Origin of the sequence: Xanthobacter tagetidis, assembly GCF_003667445.1 — a bacterium.
Taxonomy (GTDB): domain Bacteria; phylum Pseudomonadota; class Alphaproteobacteria; order Rhizobiales; family Xanthobacteraceae; genus Xanthobacter; species Xanthobacter tagetidis.
In genome coordinates, this window is record NZ_RCTF01000007.1 from 1 (window position 1) to 21,834 (window position 21,834).

Annotated in this window: 17 protein-coding genes and 1 other annotated feature; of the genes, 11 read left to right on the forward strand and 6 right to left on the reverse strand. The window is 71.5% G+C overall.

Annotated features, from left to right (window positions below; genetic code table 11):
* From D9R14_RS09965 to hypF, 6 genes are all read left to right on the forward strand, one after another.
* Nucleotides 1-1,584, forward strand: a 1,584-nt coding sequence (locus tag D9R14_RS09965) for a DNA translocase FtsK (RefSeq protein WP_281041998.1), incomplete at its 5' end; no start/stop codon positions are given.
* 146 nt (nucleotides 1,585-1,730) lie between these two features.
* Nucleotides 1,731-2,507, forward strand: coding sequence for a LolA family protein (locus D9R14_RS09970; protein ID WP_245420698.1), 777 nt, complete (start codon nucleotides 1,731-1,733; stop codon nucleotides 2,505-2,507).
* Nucleotides 2,508-2,584: 77 nt separating this feature from the next.
* Nucleotides 2,585-3,970, forward strand: coding sequence for a sensor histidine kinase (locus D9R14_RS09975; protein WP_121623187.1), 1,386 nt, complete (start codon nucleotides 2,585-2,587; stop codon nucleotides 3,968-3,970).
* Complete coding sequence (locus D9R14_RS09980) at nucleotides 3,967-4,980, forward strand: NADH-quinone oxidoreductase subunit B family protein (protein WP_121623188.1); 1,014 nt, start codon at nucleotides 3,967-3,969, stop codon at nucleotides 4,978-4,980. The genes D9R14_RS09975 and D9R14_RS09980 overlap by 4 nt, the downstream gene beginning before the upstream one ends.
* Nucleotides 4,977-6,434, forward strand: a complete 1,458-nt coding sequence (locus tag D9R14_RS09985; protein WP_121623189.1) for a nickel-dependent hydrogenase large subunit — start codon at nucleotides 4,977-4,979, stop codon at nucleotides 6,432-6,434. The genes D9R14_RS09980 and D9R14_RS09985 overlap by 4 nt, the downstream gene beginning before the upstream one ends.
* Before the next feature lie 10 nt (nucleotides 6,435-6,444).
* Nucleotides 6,445-8,775 carry a carbamoyltransferase HypF gene (hypF, locus tag D9R14_RS09990; RefSeq protein WP_121623190.1) on the forward strand — a complete coding sequence of 777 codons (2,331 nt, stop codon included), beginning with the start codon at nucleotides 6,445-6,447 and terminating at the stop codon, nucleotides 8,773-8,775.
* A gap of 4 nt (nucleotides 8,776-8,779) precedes the next feature.
* On the opposite strand, the gene D9R14_RS09995 is transcribed toward hypF, so the two are convergent.
* The 3 genes from D9R14_RS09995 to D9R14_RS10005 all read right to left on the reverse strand — a co-directional run bounded on the left by D9R14_RS09995 (nucleotide 8,780) and on the right by D9R14_RS10005 (nucleotide 11,556).
* Nucleotides 8,780-9,700, reverse strand: a complete 921-nt coding sequence (locus D9R14_RS09995) for a sugar kinase (RefSeq protein WP_121623191.1) — start codon at nucleotides 9,698-9,700, stop codon at nucleotides 8,780-8,782.
* A 111-nt stretch (nucleotides 9,701-9,811) separates the two neighbouring features.
* Nucleotides 9,812-10,369 (reverse strand): lysozyme inhibitor LprI family protein, encoded by a 558-nt coding sequence (locus tag D9R14_RS10000; protein WP_245420700.1) that lies wholly within the window; start codon nucleotides 10,367-10,369, stop codon nucleotides 9,812-9,814.
* 2 nt (nucleotides 10,370-10,371) lie between these two features.
* On the reverse strand, nucleotides 10,372-11,556 hold the full coding sequence (locus D9R14_RS10005) for a pyridoxal phosphate-dependent aminotransferase (RefSeq protein ID WP_121623192.1): 1,185 nt from the start codon (nucleotides 11,554-11,556) through the stop codon (nucleotides 10,372-10,374).
* 186 nt (nucleotides 11,557-11,742) lie between these two features.
* On the opposite strand from D9R14_RS10005, the gene mutY reads away from it, so the two are divergent.
* The 3 genes from mutY (at nucleotide 11,743) to D9R14_RS10020 (ending at nucleotide 15,597) form a co-directional block, all read left to right on the forward strand.
* Entirely contained in the window at nucleotides 11,743-12,897 is a 1,155-nt protein-coding gene (gene mutY, locus D9R14_RS10010) for an A/G-specific adenine glycosylase (protein ID WP_121623371.1), read from the forward strand.
* Between the two features lie 439 nt (nucleotides 12,898-13,336).
* Complete coding sequence (locus D9R14_RS10015) at nucleotides 13,337-14,152, forward strand: methyltransferase domain-containing protein (RefSeq protein WP_121623193.1); 816 nt, start codon at nucleotides 13,337-13,339, stop codon at nucleotides 14,150-14,152.
* A 77-nt stretch (nucleotides 14,153-14,229) separates the two neighbouring features.
* A complete protein-coding gene (locus tag D9R14_RS10020; RefSeq protein ID WP_210210834.1) occupies nucleotides 14,230-15,597 on the forward strand; it encodes an APC family permease in 1,368 nt (455 codons plus the stop codon).
* Nucleotides 15,598-15,604: 7 nt separating this feature from the next.
* On the opposite strand, the gene D9R14_RS10025 is transcribed toward D9R14_RS10020, so the two are convergent.
* Nucleotides 15,605-16,741 (reverse strand): site-specific DNA-methyltransferase, encoded by a 1,137-nt coding sequence (locus D9R14_RS10025; protein ID WP_281041999.1) that lies wholly within the window; start codon nucleotides 16,739-16,741, stop codon nucleotides 15,605-15,607.
* 180 nt (nucleotides 16,742-16,921) lie between these two features.
* Complete coding sequence (locus D9R14_RS10030; protein ID WP_121623195.1) at nucleotides 16,922-18,751, reverse strand: monovalent cation:proton antiporter-2 (CPA2) family protein; 1,830 nt, start codon at nucleotides 18,749-18,751, stop codon at nucleotides 16,922-16,924.
* Nucleotides 18,752-18,943: 192 nt separating this feature from the next.
* Nucleotides 18,944-18,999: a sequence feature (sul1 is cis-regulatory element that is thought to sense ions involved in sulfur or methionine metabolism; They are found in Alphaproteobacteria), on the forward strand.
* A gap of 66 nt (nucleotides 19,000-19,065) precedes the next feature.
* On the opposite strand from D9R14_RS10030, the gene D9R14_RS10035 reads away from it, so the two are divergent.
* Together D9R14_RS10035 and D9R14_RS10040 are read left to right on the forward strand one after the other, a co-directional pair.
* Entirely contained in the window at nucleotides 19,066-20,556 is a 1,491-nt protein-coding gene (locus tag D9R14_RS10035) for a SulP family inorganic anion transporter (protein WP_121623196.1), read from the forward strand.
* Between the two features lie 103 nt (nucleotides 20,557-20,659).
* Nucleotides 20,660-20,884, forward strand: a complete 225-nt coding sequence (locus tag D9R14_RS10040) for a toxin-antitoxin system YwqK family antitoxin (protein ID WP_121623197.1) — start codon at nucleotides 20,660-20,662, stop codon at nucleotides 20,882-20,884.
* Between the two features lie 162 nt (nucleotides 20,885-21,046).
* On the opposite strand, the gene D9R14_RS10045 is transcribed toward D9R14_RS10040, so the two are convergent.
* Complete coding sequence (locus D9R14_RS10045) at nucleotides 21,047-21,748, reverse strand: SDR family oxidoreductase (protein ID WP_121623198.1); 702 nt, start codon at nucleotides 21,746-21,748, stop codon at nucleotides 21,047-21,049.
* Between the last annotated feature and the right edge of the window lie 86 nt (nucleotides 21,749-21,834).

Here is a 21,834-nt window from a genome sequence, read left to right on the forward strand (position 1 = left end):
CGGCCCGCGGAGCGCCGCCCCGCCGGGCCGCCCCCGCGCGACCCGCCCAAAGGCCGCCGCGGCGGCGGCTACCAGCATCCCGCCCTCGACCTCCTGGCCGCCCCGCCGCCCGCCAAGGCGCCCGCCATGAGCCCGGAGGCGCTGAAGGAGACCGCGAACCTGCTCGAAGGCACGCTCCAGGACTTCGGCGTGCGCGGCGAGATCGGCCAGGTGCGGCCGGGCCCGGTGGTGACGCTCTACGAGTTGGAGCCAGCGCCGGGCATCAAGTCGTCCCGCGTGATCGGCCTCGCCGACGACATCGCCCGCTCCATGAGCGCGATCTCCGCCCGCGTCGCCGTGGTGCCGGGGCGCAACGCGATCGGCATCGAGCTGCCCAATTCCAAGCGCGAGAAGGTGCTTCTGCGCGAGCTGCTGGCGACCCGAGACTTCGGCGATTCGGGCCACAAGCTCGCCATCGCGCTCGGCAAGACCATCGGCGGCGAGCCGGTGATCGTCGACCTCGCGCGCATGCCGCATCTGCTGGTGGCCGGCACCACCGGCTCGGGCAAATCGGTGGCCATCAACACCATGATCCTGTCGCTGCTCTACCGGCTGAAGCCGGAGCAGTGCCGCCTCATCATGGTGGACCCGAAGATGCTGGAGCTGTCGGTCTATGACGGGATCCCGCATCTGCTCGCCCCGGTCGTCACCGACCCCAAGAAGGCGGTGGTGGCGCTCAAGTGGGCGGTGAAGGAGATGGAGGACCGCTACAAGAAGATGTCGAAGCTCGGCGTGCGCAACATCGACGGCTTCAACGCCCGGGTGCGCGAATCGCTGGAGAAGGGGGAGACCGTCTCGCGCACGGTGCAGACCGGCTTCGACCACGAGACCGGGGAGGCCATCTACGAGAGCGAGGAGATGGACCTCAAGCCTTTGCCCTACATCGTCGTCATCGTCGACGAGATGGCCGACCTGATGCTGGTGGCCGGCAAGGACATCGAGGGCGCGATCCAGCGCCTCGCCCAGATGGCGCGCGCCGCCGGCATCCATTTGGTGATGGCGACGCAGCGCCCCTCGGTGGACGTCATCACCGGCACCATCAAGGCGAATTTCCCGACCCGCATCTCGTTCCAGGTCACGAGCAAGATCGACAGCCGCACCATCCTCGGCGAGATGGGCGCCGAGCAGCTGCTCGGCCAGGGCGACATGCTCTACATGGCCGGCGGCGGCCGCATCTCCCGCGTGCACGGCCCGTTCGTCGCCGACGAGGAGGTGGAGACCGTAGTGCGCCACCTCAAGGCCCAGGGCGTGCCCGATTATGTGGAGGCGGTCACCGCCGACATGGATGAGGAAAACGGGGACGAGGACGGCGCGGTGTTCGACAAGGGATCGTTCGGCGAGGAGGGGCAGGACCTCTATTCCCAGGCGGTCCAGGTGGTGCTGCGCGACAAGAAGTGCTCCACCTCCTACATCCAGCGCCGGCTCCAGATCGGCTACAACCGCGCCGCCTCGCTGGTGGAGCGGATGGAGAAGGAAGGCGTGGTGGGCGCGCCCAACCATGCCGGCAAGCGCGAGATCCTGCTGTCGGACGAGGCCGCCGAATAGCGCGCCCGGCTTGGCGGAAGGCCTTGCCGCGCCGTCAGATGCCGCTTGCATCCCGCCGCGGCGGGCCACAGGATCGCCACAGGCCGCAGTTACGGGAGACGGCCGGTCCTCGACGGCCGCGCTCATCCGTGTCAGAGAAACCGATCATGCTGCTTCGCACCCTTTCCCCGCTCGCCTTCGCCTTCGGGCTGGCGGCCGGCTCCGTCGCCATGGCGCAGGGCCTGCTGCCGCCGGCGGACGTGACGCGCGGCCAGGGCGCGACCCAGGCCCCCGCGACCCAGGCGCAGGCCCAGGCCCCCGGCGCACCACTGCCGCCCAAGAAGCCGGCGCCGCCGGCCCAGGCCACGGGCCCCCGCCCGCTGCCGCCCGCGCCGGCGCCGGATGGCCGCGCCCAGCGCGCCACGGTGGATCGGGTCAACGCCTATTACAATTCCATCCAGTCGCTGACCGGCACCTTCACCCAGGTCGACCCGGACGGCAGCCGGCGCACCGGCGATTTCTACATGCAGAAGCCGGGCCGGGTGCGCTTCGAATATGACGCGCCGAGCCCGATCGAGCTGATCGCCAACGGCCAGTCGGTGGCGGTGCGTGACCGCTCCCTCAACACCCAGGACATCACGCCGCTGGACCAGACCCCGCTGCGTTTCCTGCTCTCCGAGCGCATCGACCTCGCCAACGACCCGCACGTGACCGGCGTCTACCAGGACGACCATTTCGTCTCGGTGGCGATCGAGGAGAAGGTGCCCATGATCGGCACCTACCGCCTGCTGATCCTGTTCGACGCCAAGGACTACACGCTGAAGCAGTGGATCGTGACCGATCCGCAGGGCTACGACACCCAGGTGTCGATCGCCAACCTGAAGCCCAACGGCCGCCAGGACCCCAAGCTGTTCGTCATCAATTTCGAGCGCATGCTCCAGTAGCGGCCGCCCGGCCCCCATTGGACGCCATCCCGCCGCTCGCATAGCATGGTCGCCCCGCAACGGCCGTGGGAACCGCCATGCCCGCCTCTAAGGGCGAGGACCTGCTGAAGGACAGCCCGCGCGCCGGCCTCCCGGCGCTCGGCGGCGAAGCCGTGCCGCTGGCACCGGGCGCCGAGGCGGACCAGGCGTGGATCGCCGTCATCCGCAAGATGGACGAGACCTACGCCGAGCTGGTCAGCCAGCAGGTGGAGCTGGAGACCAAGAACGCCGCGCTGGAGGAGGCCCAGGGCTTCATCGCCGGCCTCCTCGGCGCCATGACCGACCTGCTCATCGCCTGCGACCTCTCCGGCCGGGTGGAGCAGGTGAACCGCGCCGCCGAGCGCGCCTTCGGGCTCAAGGCCGAGGCGCTGATCGGCCAGCCGCTGGCGGACCTGATCGACCCCTCCTCGCGCGCCACCGCCCAGGACGTGCTGGCCACCATGGCGAGCCGGCGCCGCATCGTCGACAGCGAGTTCACCTTCGCCACCCCCGACGGCCCCGAGCAGGTGGCGGTGAACGGCGCGCTGCGCTTCGATCCGCGCGGGCGCGCGGTGGGCATCGTGCTGGTCGGCCGCCCGCTCGGCGAACTGCGCCGCGCCTATTCCGACCTTGCCGCTGCCCACGAGCACCTCAAGCACACCCAGCAGCAACTGGTGCATGCGGAGAAGATGGCCTCACTCGGCCGCCTGGTGGCGGGCGTCGCCCACGAGCTCAACAACCCGATCTCCTTCGTCTACGGCAACGCCCACGCCCTGAAGCGCTATTCCGACCGGCTGCTGGCCTATCTGGACTTGGTGCATGACGGGGCCTCCGCGGCCGCGCTTAAGGCCGCGCGGGAGGAACTGCGCATCGACCGCGCCCGCGCCGACCTCGCCCCGACGCTTGCCGGAATGCTGGACGGCGCCGAGCGGGTGCGCGACATCGTCGCCGATCTGCGCCGCTTCTCCTCAGACCGGCGCGAGGCGCCGAGCGTGTTCGACCTTGCCGCCGTGGTGCGCGCGGCGGTGGACTGGGTGGCGAAGTCGCAGATGCCGGACCTCGCCATCGTCGTGGACCTGCCCGAGCCGTTCGAGGGCATCGGCCATCCCGGCCACATCCACCAGGTGATGATGAACCTGGTGCAGAACGCGGTCGACGCCATGGAGGGCCGCCCCGACGCCAGGCTGGAGATCGCCGGCACGGTGGCCGGCGGCACCGTGCGGGTCAGCGTGCGCGACACCGGGCCGGGGATTCCGGACGACGTGATCGGCCGCATCTTCGACCCCTTCTTCACCACCAAGCCGGTGGGCAAGGGCACCGGGCTCGGCCTCTCCATCTGCTACCGCATCGTCGCCGAGCACCAGGGCGCGCTCGACGCGGACAACCATCCCGCGGGCGGGGCGGTGATGACGCTCACCCTGCCGGCACCCGAGGCGCGCCCATGAGCCGGCCCGCCCCCTTCACCGTGCTCTGGCTGCAGTCCGGCGGCTGCGGTGGCTGCACCATGTCGCTGCTCTGCGCCGAGGCGCCGGACCTGGCCGCGACGCTCGACAGCGCCAACATCCGCTTCCTCTGGCACCCCACATTGTCCGAGGAGACCGGGACCGAGGCGACCGCTCTGTTCGAGGCGGTGCTGGCGGGCGAGATCGCCCTCGACGCCTTGTGCGTGGAGGGCGCGCTGCTGCGCGGGCCGAACGGCACCGGGCGCTTCCACGTGCTGGCAGGCACCGGCATCCCCACCATCGACTGGGTGCGGCGGCTCGCGGGCGCCGCGCGCCATGTGGTGGCGGTGGGCTCCTGCGCGGCCTATGGCGGGGTGACGGCGGCGGGCGTGAACCCCACCGACGCCTGCGGCCTCCAGTTTGACGGGCGGCGGCGCGGCGGCGCGCTGGGCGAGGCGTTCCGCTCCCGTTCCGGCCTGCCGGTGGTGAATGTCGCGGGCTGCCCGACGCATCCCAACTGGATCACCGAGACGCTGATGCTGCTCTCCGCCGGGCTGCTCGGCGAGGCCGACCTCGACGTCTACGGCCGGCCGCGCTTCTACGCCGACCACCTGGTGCACCACGGCTGCCCGCGCAATGAATACTACGAATACAAGGCGAGCGCGGAGAAGCTCTCCGACCTCGGCTGCATGATGGAGCACCTCGGCTGCCTCGGCACCCAGGCCCATGCGGACTGCAACACGCGGCTGTGGAACGGCGAGGGCTCGTGCACCCGCGGCGGCTATTCCTGCATCAACTGCACCGCGCCCGAGTTCGAGGAGCCGGGTCACGCCTTCCTGCAGACGCCGAAGATCGGCGGCATCCCCGTGGGCCTGCCCACCGACATGCCCAAGGCCTGGTTCATCGCGCTCTCCTCGCTCGCCAAGGCGGCAACGCCCGAGCGCCTGCGCCGCAACGCCACCGCCGACCACGTGCTGACCCCGCCCGCCGTCAAGGACATCAAGCGGCGATGAGCGCGGAGGCAAGGCGTCTGGTGGTCGGCCCCTTCAACCGCGTGGAGGGCGACCTGGAGGTGCGCCTCGACGTCGCCGACGGGCGCGTGCGCGCGGCGTTCGTCGCCTCGCCCTTGTTCCGCGGCTTCGAGCGCATCCTGGAGGGACGCGACCCGCGCGACGCGCTGGTGATCGCGCCGCGCATCTGCGGCATCTGCTCGGTGTCGCAGTCGCACGCGGCGGCGCTGGCGCTAGCCGGGCTGGAGGGCATCGCCCCGACGCCGAACGGGCGCGTCGCCACCAACCTGATCCTCGCCGCCGAGAACGTCGCCGACCACATCACCCATTTCCACGTCTTCTTCATGCCGGACTTCGCCCGGCAGGTGTATGCCGACCGGCCCTGGTTCGCGCAGGCCGAGCGGCGCTTCAAGGCGGCGCAGGGGGCGAGCGTGCGTGCCGCCATCGCCACCCGCGCGACGCTGCTCCACGTGCTGGGCCTGCTCGCCGGCCGCTGGCCGCACACCCTGGCGCTCCAGGCGGGCGGGGTGACGCGCTCGGCCGACCAGCGGGACAAGATGCGGCTGCTGGCGACGCTCGCCGCCGTGCGCGCCGACCTTCAGGACCGGCTCTACGGCGCGCCGCTGGAGGAGGTCGCCGCCCTCGACGGCGCGGCGGCGCTGGAGGCGTGGCGCCAAGCGGGGCCGGCCAGCGACCTCCGGCTGTTCCTCGACATCGCCGAGGACCTGGAGCTGGCCGGCCTCGGCCGCGCCCATGACCGCTTCCTGTCCTATGGGGCCTATCCGCAGGCGGCGGGCCGCCTCTATGCCGGCGGCACCTTCGCGGGCGGGACGCTCGGCCCGCTCGATCCCGCCGCCATCACCGAGGACCATACCTTCGCCCGCATGGAAGGGCGCGATGCGCCGCACGCTCCGTTCGAGGGCTCGACCTTGCCCGACGGGGCGGACGAGGCGGGCTACACCTGGTGCAAGGCGCCGCGCCTTGCGGGCGCGCCGTTCGAGACCGGTGCCTTCGCCCGGCAGGTGGTGGCCGGCCAACCGCTGGCGCGCGCCCTCGCGGCACGCGAGGGCGCGAATGTGAGAAGCCGCGTCATCGGCCGCCTCGTCGAGGCGGCGCGCACGCTGATCGCCATGGAAGGCTGGGTGCGGGAGCTGGAGCCGACCGCGCCGTGGTGCGCCCAGGGCGCGTTGCCGCAGGAGGGCCGCGCCTTCGGGCTGACGGAAGCCGCGCGCGGCGCGCTCGGCCACTGGGTGGTGGTGGAGAAGGGCCGCATCGCCCGCTACCAGATCATCGCCCCCACCACCTGGAACTTCTCGCCCCGCGACCGCGACGGCGTGCCGGGACCGCTGGAGACGGCGCTGGTCGGCGCGCCGGTGCGCCAAGGCGAGACCACGCCGGTGAGCGTGCAGCACATCGTGCGCTCGTTCGACCCGTGCATGGTCTGCACGGTGCACTAGGCACCTCGCCATGGAGCGCGCCGAGGAGATCGTCGTCCGGGGCATCGTGCAGGGGGTGGGCTTCCGCCCCTTCGTGTACCGGCTCGCGCTGCGCCACGGCCTGAGCGGCAGCGTGCGCAATGCGGGCGACCGCGTGGCCATCCATGTGGCGGGCGCGGCCGACGCGCTGGAGGCCTTCGCCCGCGCGCTCAACACCGAGGCGCCGCCGCTCGCCCGCATCAACGGCCTGGAGCGGCGTCCGGCCGCGCCGCCCGAGGGGGCGGGCTTCGCCATTGCCGAGAGCGGCGCGGGCGAGGTGTCTGTGGGCATCGTGCCCGATGTCGCCACCTGTCCGGCCTGCCGGGCGGAGATGGGGGACCCGGCGGCGCGGCGCCACCGCTACGCCTTCACCAACTGCACCGATTGCGGGCCGCGCTTCTCCATCGTCGCCGGCCTGCCCTACGACCGGCCGGCGACCACCATGGCCGGCTTCCTCATGTGCGCCGACTGCCGCAGCGAATATGACGACCCCGCCGACCGGCGCTTCCACGCCCAGCCCATCGCCTGCCCGGCCTGCGGGCCGCGCCTGTGGCTGGAGCGGGAGGGGGCGGTTCTGCCTTCAGCCGATCCGATCGTGGAAGCGGCGCGGCTGCTGACGGCGGGGGCGATCCTCGCGGTGAAGGGCATCGGCGGCTTCCACCTCGCCTGCGATGCCACCAGCGCTGTGGCCGTCGCCGCCCTGCGCGCCCGCAAGCAGCGCCCGGCCAAGCCGCTGGCGGTGATGGCGGACCTTGCGGCCGCCGCGGCCCTGTGCGAGCTCGACGGCGCGGCCCGCGCGGCGCTGACGCATCCCTCCGCCCCCATCGTGCTCCTGCCCCTGCGGCCCGGAACGGCGCTCGCCGCGGGCGTCGCGCCGGGCCAGCGGCATCTCGGGCTGATGCTGCCCTACACGCCGCTGCATCATCTCCTGCTGGCCGAGGCCGGCCTGCCGCTGGTGATGACCTCCGGCAACCGCTCCTCCGAACCGCAGGCGTTTCGCGACGCCGCCGCCCGCCGGAGCCTCGCCGGCATCGCCGACGCCTTTCTCATGCACGACCGGCCCATCGCCCGGCGGCTCGACGACAGCGTGGTGCGGATCGCCGCCGGGCGGGCGCGGGTGATGCGGCGCGGCCGCGGGCTCGCGCCTTTGCCGCTCACCTTGCCGGAGGATTTCGAGAATGCGTCGGCCGTGCTCGCCATGGGGGCGGAGGTGAAGAGCGCCTTCTGCCTCACGCGCGGGCGCAACGCGCTGCTCTCGCACCATCTGGGCGACCTCGACGAGCCGGCCACCGCCGACGCCTTCGGAGAGGCGCATGCCGACTACGCCGCCATCTTCCGCCATGCGCCGGAGGCCGTTGCGGTGGACCTCCACCCCGCCTACCGGGCGAGCCGCGACGGCGCCGATCTGGCGCAGGAGCATGGCCTGCCGCTGGTCGCGGTCCAGCACCACCACGCCCACATCGCCGCCGTTCTGGCGGAAGCCGGCTGGCGGCGCGACCAGGGAACCGTGATCGGTATCGCGCTCGACGGCCTCGGCCTCGGCGCGGACGGCACCCTCTGGGGCGCGGAGATCCTCGCCTGCGACTACCGCGCCATGACGCGCCTCGCGCGCCTCGCGCCGATCCCGCTCGCCGGCGGGGATGCGGCGGCGCGCGAGCCGTTCCGCGTGCTCCTCGCCCATCTCGACGCGGCGCTGGGGCGCGACGCGGTGGACGCCCACCCGCTGCTCGCGCGGCGCTTCGCCGGCAGGCCCGTGGCGACGCTCCGCGCCATGATGGACAAGGGACTGAACGCGCCGCCCGCCTCCTCCGCCGGCCGCCTGTTCGACGCCATGGCGCGCCTCCTCGGCCTCGCGCCGGAGCGCCTCTCCTTCGAGGGCGAGGCGGCCATGGCGCTGGAGGCCACCGCGCTCGGGCATCGGGCGGCGCCGTATCCGTTCGCGATCCGAACCACCGAGGGGGGGCCGGACGGCGCCGTTCTCCAGGAGATCGACCCAGGTCCGCTCTGGCGCGCGGCGCTGGACGACCTTGCGGCGGGGCGCCCGCCGGGGGAGATCGCCGCCGCCTTCCACGCGGGCGTCGCGGACGCGTTCGCGGACGCCGCCGCGGACCTCGCGCAGGCGCACGGCATCGGCGCCGTCGCGCTGTCCGGCGGGGTGATGCAGAACGCGATCCTGATGGAGGCGATGGAGCGCCGGCTCGCCGGGCGCGGCCTCGCGGTGCTCCTGCCGGCCGAGGCGCCGGCCAATGACGGCGGCCTCGCATTTGGCCAAGCGGCCGTGGCGGCCGCCCGGCTCATGGCCAGTCAGGCGGCCGAAGGCTGAGCCGTCAGTGGTGGGTGGCGCTGACCGCCGTACGCGGGATGATGGCGCCGCGGTGCATGATGACCTCGCCGGCGAGCCGGTGCCCTTCCTCCGCCGCCGCCTCCGGGCTCGCGCCGGAGAGCCGCGCCGCGAGATAGCCGGCATTGAAGCTGTCGCCGGCGCCGGTGGTGTCCACCGGGCTCACCACGCGCCCCACCGGCACCTCGAAGGTGCGCCCTTCCGCATGCACCAGCGCGCCGCCGGCGCCGTTCTTCACCACCACCTCGGCGACGCCATAGGTGGTGATCCGCTCGATGGTGGCGGCGGGCGAGGCGTCGCCCCACAGCGCCGCCTCGTCCTCGAAGGTGGGCAGCGCCACGGAGGCGCGCTTCAGTGCCTCGGCGAACACGGTGCGCGCCCGGCCGAGGTCGCCGGCCCAGCCACGCGGGCGGAAGTTGCCGTCGAACACGCGCAGCGCCCCCGCTTCCCCCACCATCTCCAGGGTGGCGAGGAAACGGCCGAGCCCGGCATTGGAATAGAGCGAGAGCGTGATGCCGGAGAAATAGACCGCCTTGGCCTCCACCATCTGGCCGGCCACCGCCTGCCAGCCGTCCAGCTCGAACAGCATGCGCGCCGGGGCGCTGTCGCGCCAGTAATGGAAGCTGCGCTCGCCCGCCTCGTCGGTGGTGATGAGGTAGAGGCCGGGATTGCGCCCGCGCACCTGGATCACGGCGCTGGTATCCACCCCCTCGGCGCGGGCGAGGTCGAGGATGCCGACGGAGAAGGTGTCGTCGCCGAGCGCGGTGGCATAGCCGACCTCGGTGCCGGCGCGGGCGAGATAGACGGCGGTATTGAACGTGTCGCCGCCGAAGGCGAGGCCGAAGCGGCCGTCGGAGCCTCGCGCCAGCTCCACCATCACCTCGCCCACGCAGATCACCTTGGACACGTGCCCCTCCGCTTGGCTGCCGCGCCGCCGCGTCCGGCCACGCTCGATGCCGGCCCGTTCAGGCCGTTCGGTTCGCCCTGTAGCATATTCCCGCCCACGGGTCCGCCGCGCTCAGTCCACGGGCGGGCTGGTGGGGAACACCCAGGCGCCGGGACGCGCCTGCGGACCCTTCGGCCCCTCGGGGGCGGCCGGCAGCGGATCGCCGTAGCGCCCGCGCAGCTCGCGCGCCCGGCGCGTATTGGCCTCGATCAGGCACAAGGTGCGCTGCTCGAAATTGCCGATGCCGCGCTTGCCCTCGAACGGAGCGACGCTCTGGCAGTCGAAATTGCGGAAGATCAGGAAGCGCGACTGCGCCTCGTCCAAAAGGTTCTTCCAGCGGCTGCGCTGGACCGCCACGAGATCGGCGCGCGATTCGATCACCGCGACGGCGTTGCCCACCTCCGCCTCCAGCGCCGATTCCGAAGTGCGCTGGGCGTCGTAGAGGCAGCGGTTGTAGTCGCGCGGCGCCACCTGGTCGCGCGGACAGATGGTGAGCCCGGCCCAGTAGTCCGGCGTCAGCGCGCCGGGCTTCTGCTCCGGCCCCTGGGCGGCGCGCGCGGGCGCCGCGGCGAGCATGACCAGCAGCAGCGCGCGGCGCGCCAGAAGGCCGGGCCGCGCCGCTGCCGCCACGCTCAGGCGACCTTGCGGCGCGCGAGGAACTCGCCCATGCGGCCGATGGCGGCGACGATGTTCTCCCGCGAGGTGGCATAGGACAGGCGCAGATAGCCCTCCCCGTGCACGCCGAAGTCCGGCCCGCCGATCACCGCGACCCCGGCGTCCTCCAGCAGCGCGGAGGCGAGCTGCTTGGCCGAGCCCCAGCCGGTGCGCGAGACGTTCGGGAAGGCGTAGAACGCGCCCTTCGGCGTCGCGCAGGACACGCCCGGCAGATCGTTGAGCCCGTCGACGACGATGCGGCGGCGGGCGTCGAACTCGGCCAGCATGTTGGCCACAGCGTCCTGCGGCCCCTCCAGAGCGGCGATGCCGGCATACTGGGTGGCGGCGTTGACGCAGCTCCAGGCGTTCACCGCGAGCTTCCTCACCTTGTCGTAGAGGTCCTTGGGCCACACCGAATAGCCGAGCCGCCACCCGGTCATGGCATAGGTCTTCGACCAGCCGTTGAGCAGGATCAGCCGGTCGCGGATCTCGGGATAGGCGAGCAGGGTCTGGTGTTGTTCGCCGTCGAACAGGAACTGGTCGTAGATCTCGTCCGACATCACCGCGACGTGCGGGTGGGCGGCGAGGCCGGCGACCAGCTTGTCGATCTCGGCCTTGGGGGTGACGCCGCCGGTGGGATTGGCGGGCGAGTTGAGGATCAGGAGCCGCGTCGCCGGCGTGATGAGGGCCAGCGTCTCCTCGGCCGAGAAGGCGAAGCCGTTCTCCTCGCGGATCGGCACCGGAATGGGGGTGGCGCCCATGTGCTCGATCATCGAGCGGTAGATGGGAAAGCCGGGATCGGGATAGAGAATCTCCGCCCCCGGCTCGCCGAACAGGCGGATGGCGGCATACATCGTCACCTTGCCGCCGGGTACGATCATCACGAGGTCCGGGCTCACCTCGACGCCGTAGCGCTTGTAGAGGTCGCGCGACACCGCCTCGCGCAGCGGCAGGATGCCGACCGAGGGGGTATAGCCGTGCTGGCCGTCCTGCAGCGCTTTCACCGCCGCCGCCACGATGTGGTCGGGGGTGCGGAAGTCCGGCTGGCCGATGCCGAGATTGAGGATGTCCCGCCCCTGGGCGGCGAGGGCAGTGGCCCGCGCCAGCACGGCGAAGGCGTTCTCCTCGCCGATGCGGTCGAAGGCGGGATTGGTGGCGAGCATGGCGTCTTCTCCCTCGCGGCGGCGCGTTCGGCGCCTGCCCGTGCAAGCGGCCCGCTCCTGGCCGGGGGCCGCGCCTGTTTCGATAGCATCAACACCGACGTCGCGCATCCGGGCGCATCGGCCTGAGGCGTGGACGGCGCGCCGCCGGCCCTTGCGGCGGCGCCCGCGGCATCGCACCTTCCGGCCATGGCCGATCCGTCCGCCCCCCTCGCCCGACCGCGCCGGCGCATCCGTGCACCGGCCGTGCCGCATGAGGCCGCGGCCGAGACGCCGGTGCGGCACGAAGCGGCGGGCGCAGGCGCCCGCGCCACGGCGCTGCTCGCCTGGTATGACGCCCATCGCCGCCGCTTGCCCTGGCGCGCCGGGGCGGGCGAGCGGGCGGACCCCTACCATGTGTTCCTGTCGGAGATCATGCTCCAGCAGACCACCGTGAAGGCGGTGATCCCCTATTTCGGCGCCTTCCTCGCCCGCTGGCCGACCGTGCGGCACCTGGCGGCGGCGGCGCAGGAGGAGGTGCTCTCCCAATGGGCCGGCCTCGGCTATTACGCCCGCGCCCGCAACCTCCACGCCTGCGCCAAGGCGGTGAGCGAGCGCCATGGCGGCGCCTTCCCGGACGACGAAGAGGCGCTGCTCGAACTGCCGGGCATCGGCCCCTACACGGCGGCCGCCATCGCCGCCATCGCCTTCGGCCGCAAGGCGAGCCCGGTGGACGGCAATATCGAGCGCGTGGTTTCCCGCCTGTTCGCCGTCGACACCCCCTTGCCCGGAGCCAAGCCCCGCATCAAGGCGCTGGCGGCATCGCTGGTGCCGGACCGGCGGCCGGGCGATTTCGCGCAGGCCATGATGGACCTCGGCGCCACCATCTGCACCCCGCGCGCGCCGGCCTGCGGCATCTGCCCGCTGATGGCGGACTGCGCCGCGCGAGCGCAGGGCGATCCCGCCCGCTTCCCCGTGAAGGCGGCGAAGGGCGACAAGCCCACGCGCGCCGGCACCGCCTTCCTCGCCGTGCGCGCGGACGGGGCGGTGCTGCTGCGCTCGCGGCCGGAAAAGGGCCTGCTCGGCGGCATGACGGAGGTGCCGTCCACCCCCTGGGAGAAAGCAGGCGCCGGCCACGCCGACGCCCGGCCGCATGCGCCGCTTGCGGCGCCGTGGCGCCCCCTGCCGGGCGCCGTGCGGCACGTCTTCACCCATTTCGCGCTGGATCTCGTGGTCTGGCGCGCCGATCTGCCGGCGACGGCGGCGGCACCTGCCGGCATGCGCTTCGTGGTGCCGCGCGACTTCGGCCGCGAGGCGCTGCCCTCGGTGATGCGCAAGGTGCTGGCGCACGGGCGCGCCACCTAAATTATTGGCAGAGAACGCGTTGTCCGATCAGCGTGCGGGGGCAAGCCGATCGGCGCGTGCCCTGGAGCAGTCGGCCGGTTCCGGCGCCGCATCCCCCAGGGCGGGCAGGCCCGGGGGCAAAGCAGCCGCCCATTTCCAGCGCCGCCATTCCCGGCTGATGATGTCTTTCCTTGCAGACCAAGCCGAGAGGGTTGCGATAACAGTTTCGTGCTCAAACTGCCGTAAGGGAACTTATTTTAGTTTCAAGACTTTACGGCACTTCTTCTCGGGAAGGTGCCTAATAATCAGCCTACGGATATTTGATCGGCCAAGACCAATGTCTCGTCACGAATGGGCATGAAGGTCGATCCTGTCGGCCTCCATTGGGCGAGGCGGATACACACCGAATATTCCCTTCAGCCGATCACGCTCTGTGCCGGCCTTCCCCGTGAGGAGTGTCATGAGCCATCTCCCTTTCGCGCGCATCCAGCCTGTCGGACCCCGCTCCCTTGCCGCTGGCGTCGGCACAGCATTGGCCGTGCTGCTCCTGGCCCTGCCCGTGCGCGCCGAACCCAAGCTCGACGTGCCCTATGTTCCCACGCCTGACGAGGTGGTCGCGCGCATGCTCGAGATGGGCGACGTGGGCGCCGACGACTTCGTCATCGACCTCGGTTCGGGCGACGGGCGCATCGCCATCGCCGCGGTCAAGGAGCGCGGCGCACGCGGTGCCCTGGGCGTCGACATCGACCCCGCCCGCATTGCCGAGGCGCAGGAGAACGCCAAGGCGGCCGGCGTCGACGGCATGGTCGAGTTCCGCGAGCAGAACCTGTTCCAGACCGACCTGGCGTCCGCCGACGTCATCACCATGTACCTGCTGGAATCGGTCAATGCGCAGCTGCGCCCCACGCTTGCCAAGCTGAAGCCCGGCACGCGCCTCGTCTCCCACGCCTTCACCCTCGGCGACTGGCAACCGGACCAGACCGCCCGCGTCAATGGCCGCGAGGTCTTCGCCTGGGTGGTTCCGGCGCAGGTGGGCGGGCGATGGGCGATCGCCGACGGGGAGCGGAAGGTGACGCTGAACCTCACCCAGTCGTTTCAGGTGGTGAGGGGTTCGGCCGCGGTCGATGGCCGCTCGGTCCCGGTCGAGGCGAAGCTGGTGGGAGACCAGATCGAGCTCACCGTCGCCGCCGAGGGCGGTCCGCGCACCTATCGGGGCACGGTGAACGGCACCCGGATCGAGCCTTCGGAGGGCGGCTGGCAGGCGACCCGGAGCTAGAGCGGACCTCCCACTTTCCCGATCCACACGCGAGAGCGGGGCCGCGCCGCGGCCCTGCATCGCGGGAGAACACCTCCATGCACCGTCCGTCCTCTTCGGAAACCAGCCGTGCCGGCCGCGGCCTCACCGTCACGGACGGCGTCGCCGTCATGGTGGGCATCGTCTTCGGCATCGGCATCTTCCGGACGCCGCCGCTTGTCGCCGCCAATGTGGAAAGCGATCTCGCCTTCGTCGCCGTATGGGTGGCGGGCGGTCTCATCACCCTCGCCGGAGCGCTCTGCTACGCCGAGCTGGCCACCGCCCATCCCGACCGCGGCGGCGAGTATCATTTCCTCTCCCGCGCCTACGGCCCGCGCCTTGCGGTGCTGTTCGCCTGGGCGCGCGGCAGCGTGATCCAGACCGGTGCCATCGCCGCCGTGGCGTTTGTCTATGGCGACTACATGCAGGCGCTGCTGCCGCTTGGGCCCTGGGGGCCGTCGATCCACGCCGCACTGGCGGTGGCGGCGCTCACCGCGCTGAACGTCTGGGGCACGCGGCGCTCCAGCCTGAGCCAGCGTGCGCTCACCGGCGTGACGCTCCTCATGATCCTGCTGGTGGCAGGCGTGGGCCTGCTCGGTCCGGGCGCGGAGCCGGGCGTGCGGGCGAGCGCCGGCGTCGATTCCTCGGCCGCGCTCGGCATGGCGATGGTGTTCGTGCTCCTCACCTATGGCGGCTGGAGCGAAGCGGTCTATCTCTCCGGCGAGATGCGCGACGTCCAGCGCACCATGAAGCGCACGCTCGTCATCGGCACCGCGGTGGTGGTCCTGGTCTACGGTCTGTTCAACCTGGCGCTGCTCAACGCCTTCGGCCTCGAGGGCCTGCGCGCGTCCGACGCGCCGGCGGCGGACCTCATGCGTGCGCTCGGGGGCGGCACCGGGGAGGCGCTGCTGGCGGTGGCGGTGGCGATCATGGCGCTGAGCACGCTCAACGGCACCATCCTCACCGGCGCCCGCGCCTTCCACGCGCTCGGCTCCGACGTGCCGGTGCTGTCCTTCCTGAGCCGCGACGACATCACGGCCCGCGCGCCCGTGGCGGCGCTGCTGGTCCAGGGCGCCGTGGCGCTGCTGCTGGTGCTGCTCGGTGCGCTCACCCGCGACGGATTCAAGGCCATGGTGGACTTCACGGCCCCGGTGTTCTGGAGCTTCCTGTTCCTGGTGAGCCTGTCGCTGTTCCTGTTCCGCATCCGCGAGCCGGACCGGGTGCGGCCGTTCAAGGTGCCGCTCTATCCGCTGACGCCGATTCTGTTCAGCGCCGCCTGCGCCGGCCTCATCTATTCGAGCCTCGCTTATACCGGAACCGGGGCGCTGATCGGCGTCGGCGTGGTGCTCGCCGGGCTGCCGCTTCTGCTGCTGATGCGGCGACCCGATGCGCCGGACCGGGCGGCGGCACAGCCGGCCGCGGAGTAGACGCGCGCTATTCGGCGGCGATGCCCATCTCGGAGCGCAGGCGGGCGCGCAGCACGTCGATGGGGTGGAGGCGGCCCTCCTCCCGGACATGCCAGAAGGTCCAGCCGTTGCAGGCCTCGGCCCCCTGGGCCAGCGCGCCCATGCGATGGATGGAGCCGACGCTGCGGTCGGCCGCGGCATGGGCGAGGGCGATGGTTCCGTCGGCCCGCACCACGGCGCGGAAGCGGCCCTTGGCGTCGGTCAGCTCGGCGCCCGGCGTGACGAAGCCGCGCTCGACCAGGGCCGAGAAGGCGACGCGCGGCGCCTCGCGGGCGCTTGGAGGCGCGATGAGGACGTCCTCGGCCAGCGGCTCCACCGCATCGATGCGGGCGCGCGCGGCCGCGGCATAGGCCTCCTCGCGCTCGATGCCGATGAAGGACCGGCGCAGGCGCTTCGCCACCGCGGCGGTGGTGCCGGAGCCGAGGAACGGGTCGAGCACCACGTCGCCGGGCCGGGTGGCCGAGAGCAGCACGCGGGCGATCAGCGCCTCGGGCTTCTGGGTGGGGTGGAGCTTGCGCCCCGCATCGTCCTTCAGGCGCTCCTGCCCGGTGCAGAGCGGGAACAGCCAGTCCGAGCGCATCTGCACATCGTCGTTGCCGGCTTTCAGCGCCTCGTAATTGAAGGTGTATTTCGCGCCCGCGTCGCGCGCCGCCCAGATCAGCGTCTCATGGGCATTGGTGAAGCGCCGGCCCCGGAAATTGGGCATCGGGTTCGCCTTGCGCCAGACGATGTCGTTGAGGATCCAGAAGCCGAGGTCCTGGAGCGCGGCGCCGACGCGGAAGATGTTGTGGTAGGAGCCGATGACGAACAGCGTGCCGTTCGGCTTCAGCACCCGGCGCGCCGCCAGCAGCCAGGCGCGGGTGAAGGCGTCGTAGGCGGCGAAGCTCTCGAACTGGTCCCAGGCGTCGTCCACCGCGTCCACCCGGCTCTCGTCCGGGCGCTTCAGCTCGCCGCCCAGCTGGAGATTGTAGGGCGGATCGGCGAACACGAGATCGACGCTCTTCTCCGGCAGCCGCACCATCTCGGCGATGCTGTCGCCGACGATCACGAGGTCCCGCGGGAGCCGCTCCGGCGCGCGTCCAAGGACGCCGCCGTGGGCGGCCAAGGAAGGCGCATCCGCGCTGTCCACCCGCACGCCGACTTGGCGCGCAGAACGCAGAGGCTCCCCCTTGGCCGCACGACGCATGACGCAACCCTACGCAACACTTACCGATGGCGGGCAGTGTGGCGGGGGCGGGTTAAGGTGCAGTTACACCGACGCAGCGTCAGCCGCTTTCCGCCGCGCTTAGCGCTGCTCCGCGGCGATGGCGTCTCCCGCGATGGCGTCCGCCGCCGGATTGAGCGGCTGCGCGGCATGGCGCGGGCGGGTGAAGGGCTCGGGCTTCGGGCCGGTGCCGTGCAAGAGGTCGAGCCCGGCATAGAAGCCGCTGGTCTGCTCCAGGCACAGGCGCTCCTTGTCTCTGCGGCGCACGTCGTCCACCGTCTCCTGCGCCTCCTCGGGCGAGAGGCCGAGATATTCCAGCGCGCCGCGGCCGAAGGCGAGGGCGGATTCCAGCGTCTCGCGCATCTGGAAGTCGACGTTCAGGTTGATGAGTTCGAGCGCGTGGCCGCGGTCGTAGGCGCGCACCAGCACGCCGGCATTGGGAAAGGTCTCCTGCGCGAGGGCGACGATCTTGTTCGCCGCCTCGCGCTTGTCCACGCAGATGGCGATCGCGCGCGCCCCGCCGGCGCCTGAGGCGTGCAGCACGTCGAGGTTGGTGCCGTCGCCGTAATAGATCTTGAAGCCGAACTTGGCGGCGGCGCGGATCATCTCCGGGTCGTTGTCGATGATAGTCACCTCCAGCCCGCGGGCGAGGAAGGTCTGGCTCGCCACCTGCCCGAAGCGGCCGAAGCCCACCACCAGCACCGAGCCCGAGAGCCCATCCGGCGCCTCGACGCCGTCGAGGTCCACCTTCTCCGGCGGCAGCAGGCGGCGGGCGGCGATCACGGTCAGCGGGGTCAGCACCATGGAGAGGATGACGGTGGTGGACATCACCGCATTGGTGCGGGCATCGAAGATGCCAACGGCCGCCGCCGCGCCGTAGAGCACGAAGGCGAACTCGCCGCCCTGGGCGAACAGCGCGGCGCGGTAGAGCGCCTCGCGCCTGTCGGCGCCGAACATCAGCGCGATCACGAAGATGCCGATCGCCTTCACCACCATGTAGCCGACGACCGCCAGCGCCACGATGCGCCAGTCCGCCATCACCACGGTCAGGTTCAAAGACATGCCCACCGCCATGAAGAACAGGCCGAGCAGGAGCCCGCGGAACGGCTCGATGTCGGCCTCCAGCTGGTGGCGGAAGGTGGAGCCGGAGAGCAGCACCCCGGCGAGGAAGGCGCCCATGGCCATGGAGAGGCCGGAGAGCTGCATCAAAAGCGCGGTGCCGAGCACCACGGTGAGCGCGGCCGCGGTCATGATCTCGCGCGCCCGCGCGGCCGAAAGCAAAGCAAACAGCGGGTTCAGCAGCCAGCGCCCGGCCGCCACCACCACCGCCACCGCGCCGACCGCGATGCCGATCGCCTGCCAGTCGGCGCCGCCGCTGCCGCCCGATGCGGGCGCGAGCAACGCCACCAGCGCCAGCAGAGGCACGATCGCGAGGTCTTCCAGCAGCAGGATCGACACCGCGCGCTGGCCGGCCGGAGTCGCGGTCTCGCCCGCCTCGTCAAGGATCTGGATGATGGCGGCGGTGGAGGAGAGCACGAAGCCCATGGCCGCCAGGAAGGCCACCGCCGGCGCGAGGCCCGCCAGGAGCCCGAGGCCGGTGAGCAGCGCCCCGCACACCGCCACCTGCGCGAAGCCGAGGCCGAAGATCTCACGCCGCAGACTCCACAGCCGCTGCGGCTTCATCTCCAGCCCGATCACGAACAGGAACATGACGACGCCGAGCTCGGCGAAGTGCAGCACCGCCTCGGGCGCCGAGATCACCTTGAGGCCGAACGGGCCGATGGCGAGGCCGGCGGCCAGATAGCCGAGCACCGAGCCGAAGCCGGCGCGCTTGAACAAAGGCGCGGCGACGACGCCGGCGCCCAGGACGGCGACGATCTGCACCAGCTCGAAATTGGACGCTTCCGCCATGGCAGACCCCGCGAAGATGGATGGATGCCGCGAGCCGCGCGGCCGGTCTCTTTCGTAACGGAAGGATGGCGCCGCGGCGAGCCCGGGCGCGCATCGCCCAGCTGGGTCAATTCCTCGACAGGACTTCGTCCCCATTGCACAATTTATGGCGTTGCGTCGCAACAAGATTGCCGATACCCAAGGCTTCAGCAATCAGGACCCGGTGCAACTCCGGGTGGCTCTTCCGGCCGCCGATCCGCCGGACAACGCAAATGACACGGTGCCTTGCACGCCGCCTCGCGGGCGGATGGTGTTCTATTGCGGATTACTCTCCCATGTCTGCCCACAACCTCTATTTCCGCCAGTGGTTCTCCAACATTCGCGGCGACATCCTCGCCGGCATCGTGGTCGCCCTCGCGCTCATACCCGAAGCCATCGGATTTTCCGTCATCGCCGGCGTCGACCCGAAGGTCGGCCTCTATGCCTCGTTCGCCATCGCCTGCGTCTCCGCCTTCCTCGGCGGGCGGCCGGGCATGATCTCGGCGGCGACCGCCGCCACCGCCGTCGTGATGGTCTCGCTGGTGCGCGATCACGGCCTGCAATATCTGTTCGCCGCCACCATCCTCATGGGCGTCCTGCAGGTGCTCGCGGGGCTGCTGCGCGTCGGCCGGCTGATGCGCTTCGTCTCCCGCTCCGTCATCACCGGCTTCGTCAACGCGCTCGCGATCCTGATCTTCATGGCGCAGCTGCCGGAGCTGATCGGCGTGCCGGTCGAGACCTACGTCATGGTCGCGGCGGGCCTCGCCATCATCTATCTGTTTCCCTACCTGACCCGGGCGGTGCCCTCGCCTCTGGTGGCCATCGCCGTGCTCACCGCCTTCGCCTGGTGGACGGGCCTGGACCTGCGCACCGTGGGCGATCTGGGCGAACTGCCTTCGAGCTTCCCGGCCTTCCTGCTGCCGGACGTGCCGCTGACCTTCGAAACGCTCAGGATCATCTTCCCCTATTCGGTGACGCTCGCGGCCGTGGGCCTGCTGGAATCTCTGCTCACCGCGCAGATCGTCGACGACATGACCGACACGCTCTCCAACAAGAGCCAGGAATGCATCGGCCAGGGCGCGAGCAACGTCGCCTCGGCGCTGATCGGCGGCATGGGGGGCTGCGCCATGATCGGCCAGTCGGTCATCAACGTGACCTCGGGCGGGCGCGGACGTCTCTCCACCTTCGTGGCGGGCGCGTTCCTCCTGTTCCTGATCCTGGTGCTGGACGATCTCGTGCGCGTCATCCCGATGGCGGCGCTGGTGGCGGTGATGATCATGGTCTCCATCGGCACCTTCTCGTGGCGCTCGATCCTCGACCTGCGCACCAATCCGCTGCCGTCGTCCGTGGTCATGGCGGCGACCGTCTTCACCGTTGTCGGCACGCACGATCTGGCACAGGGCGTGCTCGTGGGCGTGCTGCTCTCCGGCGTGTTCTTCGCCGGCAAGGTGGCGCGGCTCGTGAGCGTGACGCGCACCGAGGCCGAGGGATGCGTGCGCTACACCGTGCTGGGGCAGATCTTCTTCGCCTCCTCCGAGGCGTTCCTGCGCGGCTTCGACCTGGAGGGGAGGGCAGCGCAGGAGACCCCGGCCGAGGTGGTGATCGACCTCACCCACGCCCATTTCTGGGACATCACCTCCATCGGCGCGCTCGACAAGGCGGTGATGAAGCTGCGCCAGCGCGGCGCCGCCGTCACCGTGCTCGGCCTCAACGAAGCGAGCGCCACCATGGTCGACCGCTTCGCGCTGCACGACAAGGACGGCACCCGCCCCGCCGCGCTGCACTGAAGTCACGCTGCACTGGGCGCAGGTGCGGCTTGCCCGAGGCGGTGCGCCGCGCCATCCTCGCGCGGTGCGGCGCGGCCCGCGCCGCCCCCCGCGGAGCGCATGGATGGAGAAGACGCCCACCCCGTTCGAGAAGCGCCACCGCGACGGCTCCCTGTGGGCGCGCGGCCAGACGCTGGACGACCTGCCCACCGGCTATTGGGAATGGTTCCGGATCGACGGTACCCGCCTGCGCTCCGGCCATTTCCAGGCGGGCCGGCAGGTGGGGGAGTGGACCACCTATGACAAGACGGGCGCGGTCTACAAGGTGACGCGGATGAAGGAGGGGTAGGGTTCAGCAGGCGATTGCCCGACGCCGCGCCCGTCACCATGCGCCCGGTCCTGGGCGTCGCGCACGGCAACGGCGGGCGTCTTGATCGTGGTCTCGCGTGCCTGGGCCAGGGCGCGAGTACAATCCCATCTGCACGCAACGGCGAGGATGGGACCGCCCCCCTCACACCGACCGCATCAGCCCGCCGTCCACGCGCAGGTTCTGGCCGGTGATGTAGCCGGCGCCCTCCGAGAGCAGGAAGGCGACCGTGGCGGCGATCTCGGCTGAGGTGCCGTAGCGGCCCATGGGGACGCCGGCGCGGCGCTCTTCGGTGGCGGGCAGACTGTCGATCCAGCCGGGCAGCACGTTGTTCATGCGCACGTTGTCGGCGGCGTAGGCGTCGGCGAACAGCTTCGTATAGGCGGCGAGCCCGGCGCGGAACACCGCGGAGGTGGGAAACAGCGGGCTCGGCTCGAACGCCCAGGCGGAGGAGATGTTGACGATCGCCCCGCTCTTCTGCGCCGCCATCACCGGGGCGACAAGGCGGGTGGGCCGCACCACGTTCAGGAAATAGGTGTCGAGGCCCGCGTGCCAGGCCTCGTCGGTGATCTCCAGGATCGGCGCGCGCGGGCCATGGCCCGCGCTGTTCACCAGCGCGTCGATGCGGCCATAGGCGGACAGCGTCGCGTCCACGAGGCGCTTCAGGTCGTCGTTCGACTGGTTCGAGCCGGTGATGCCGATGCCGCCCAGCGCCTTGGCGAGCACCTCGCCCTTGCCGGACGAGGAGAGGATCGCGACCCGGTAGCCGTCCGCCGCGAGGCGGCGCGCGCAGGCCGCCCCCATGCCCGAGCCGCCCGCCGTGACGATGGCTACCTTCTCACCCATGGATCTGCCTCCCCGTGCGCCGCGCGCGGCAGCGATGTCGGCGGCGCCCGCGAGCGGGCCGCGCCGGTTCTCATGTCCCGTTCTAT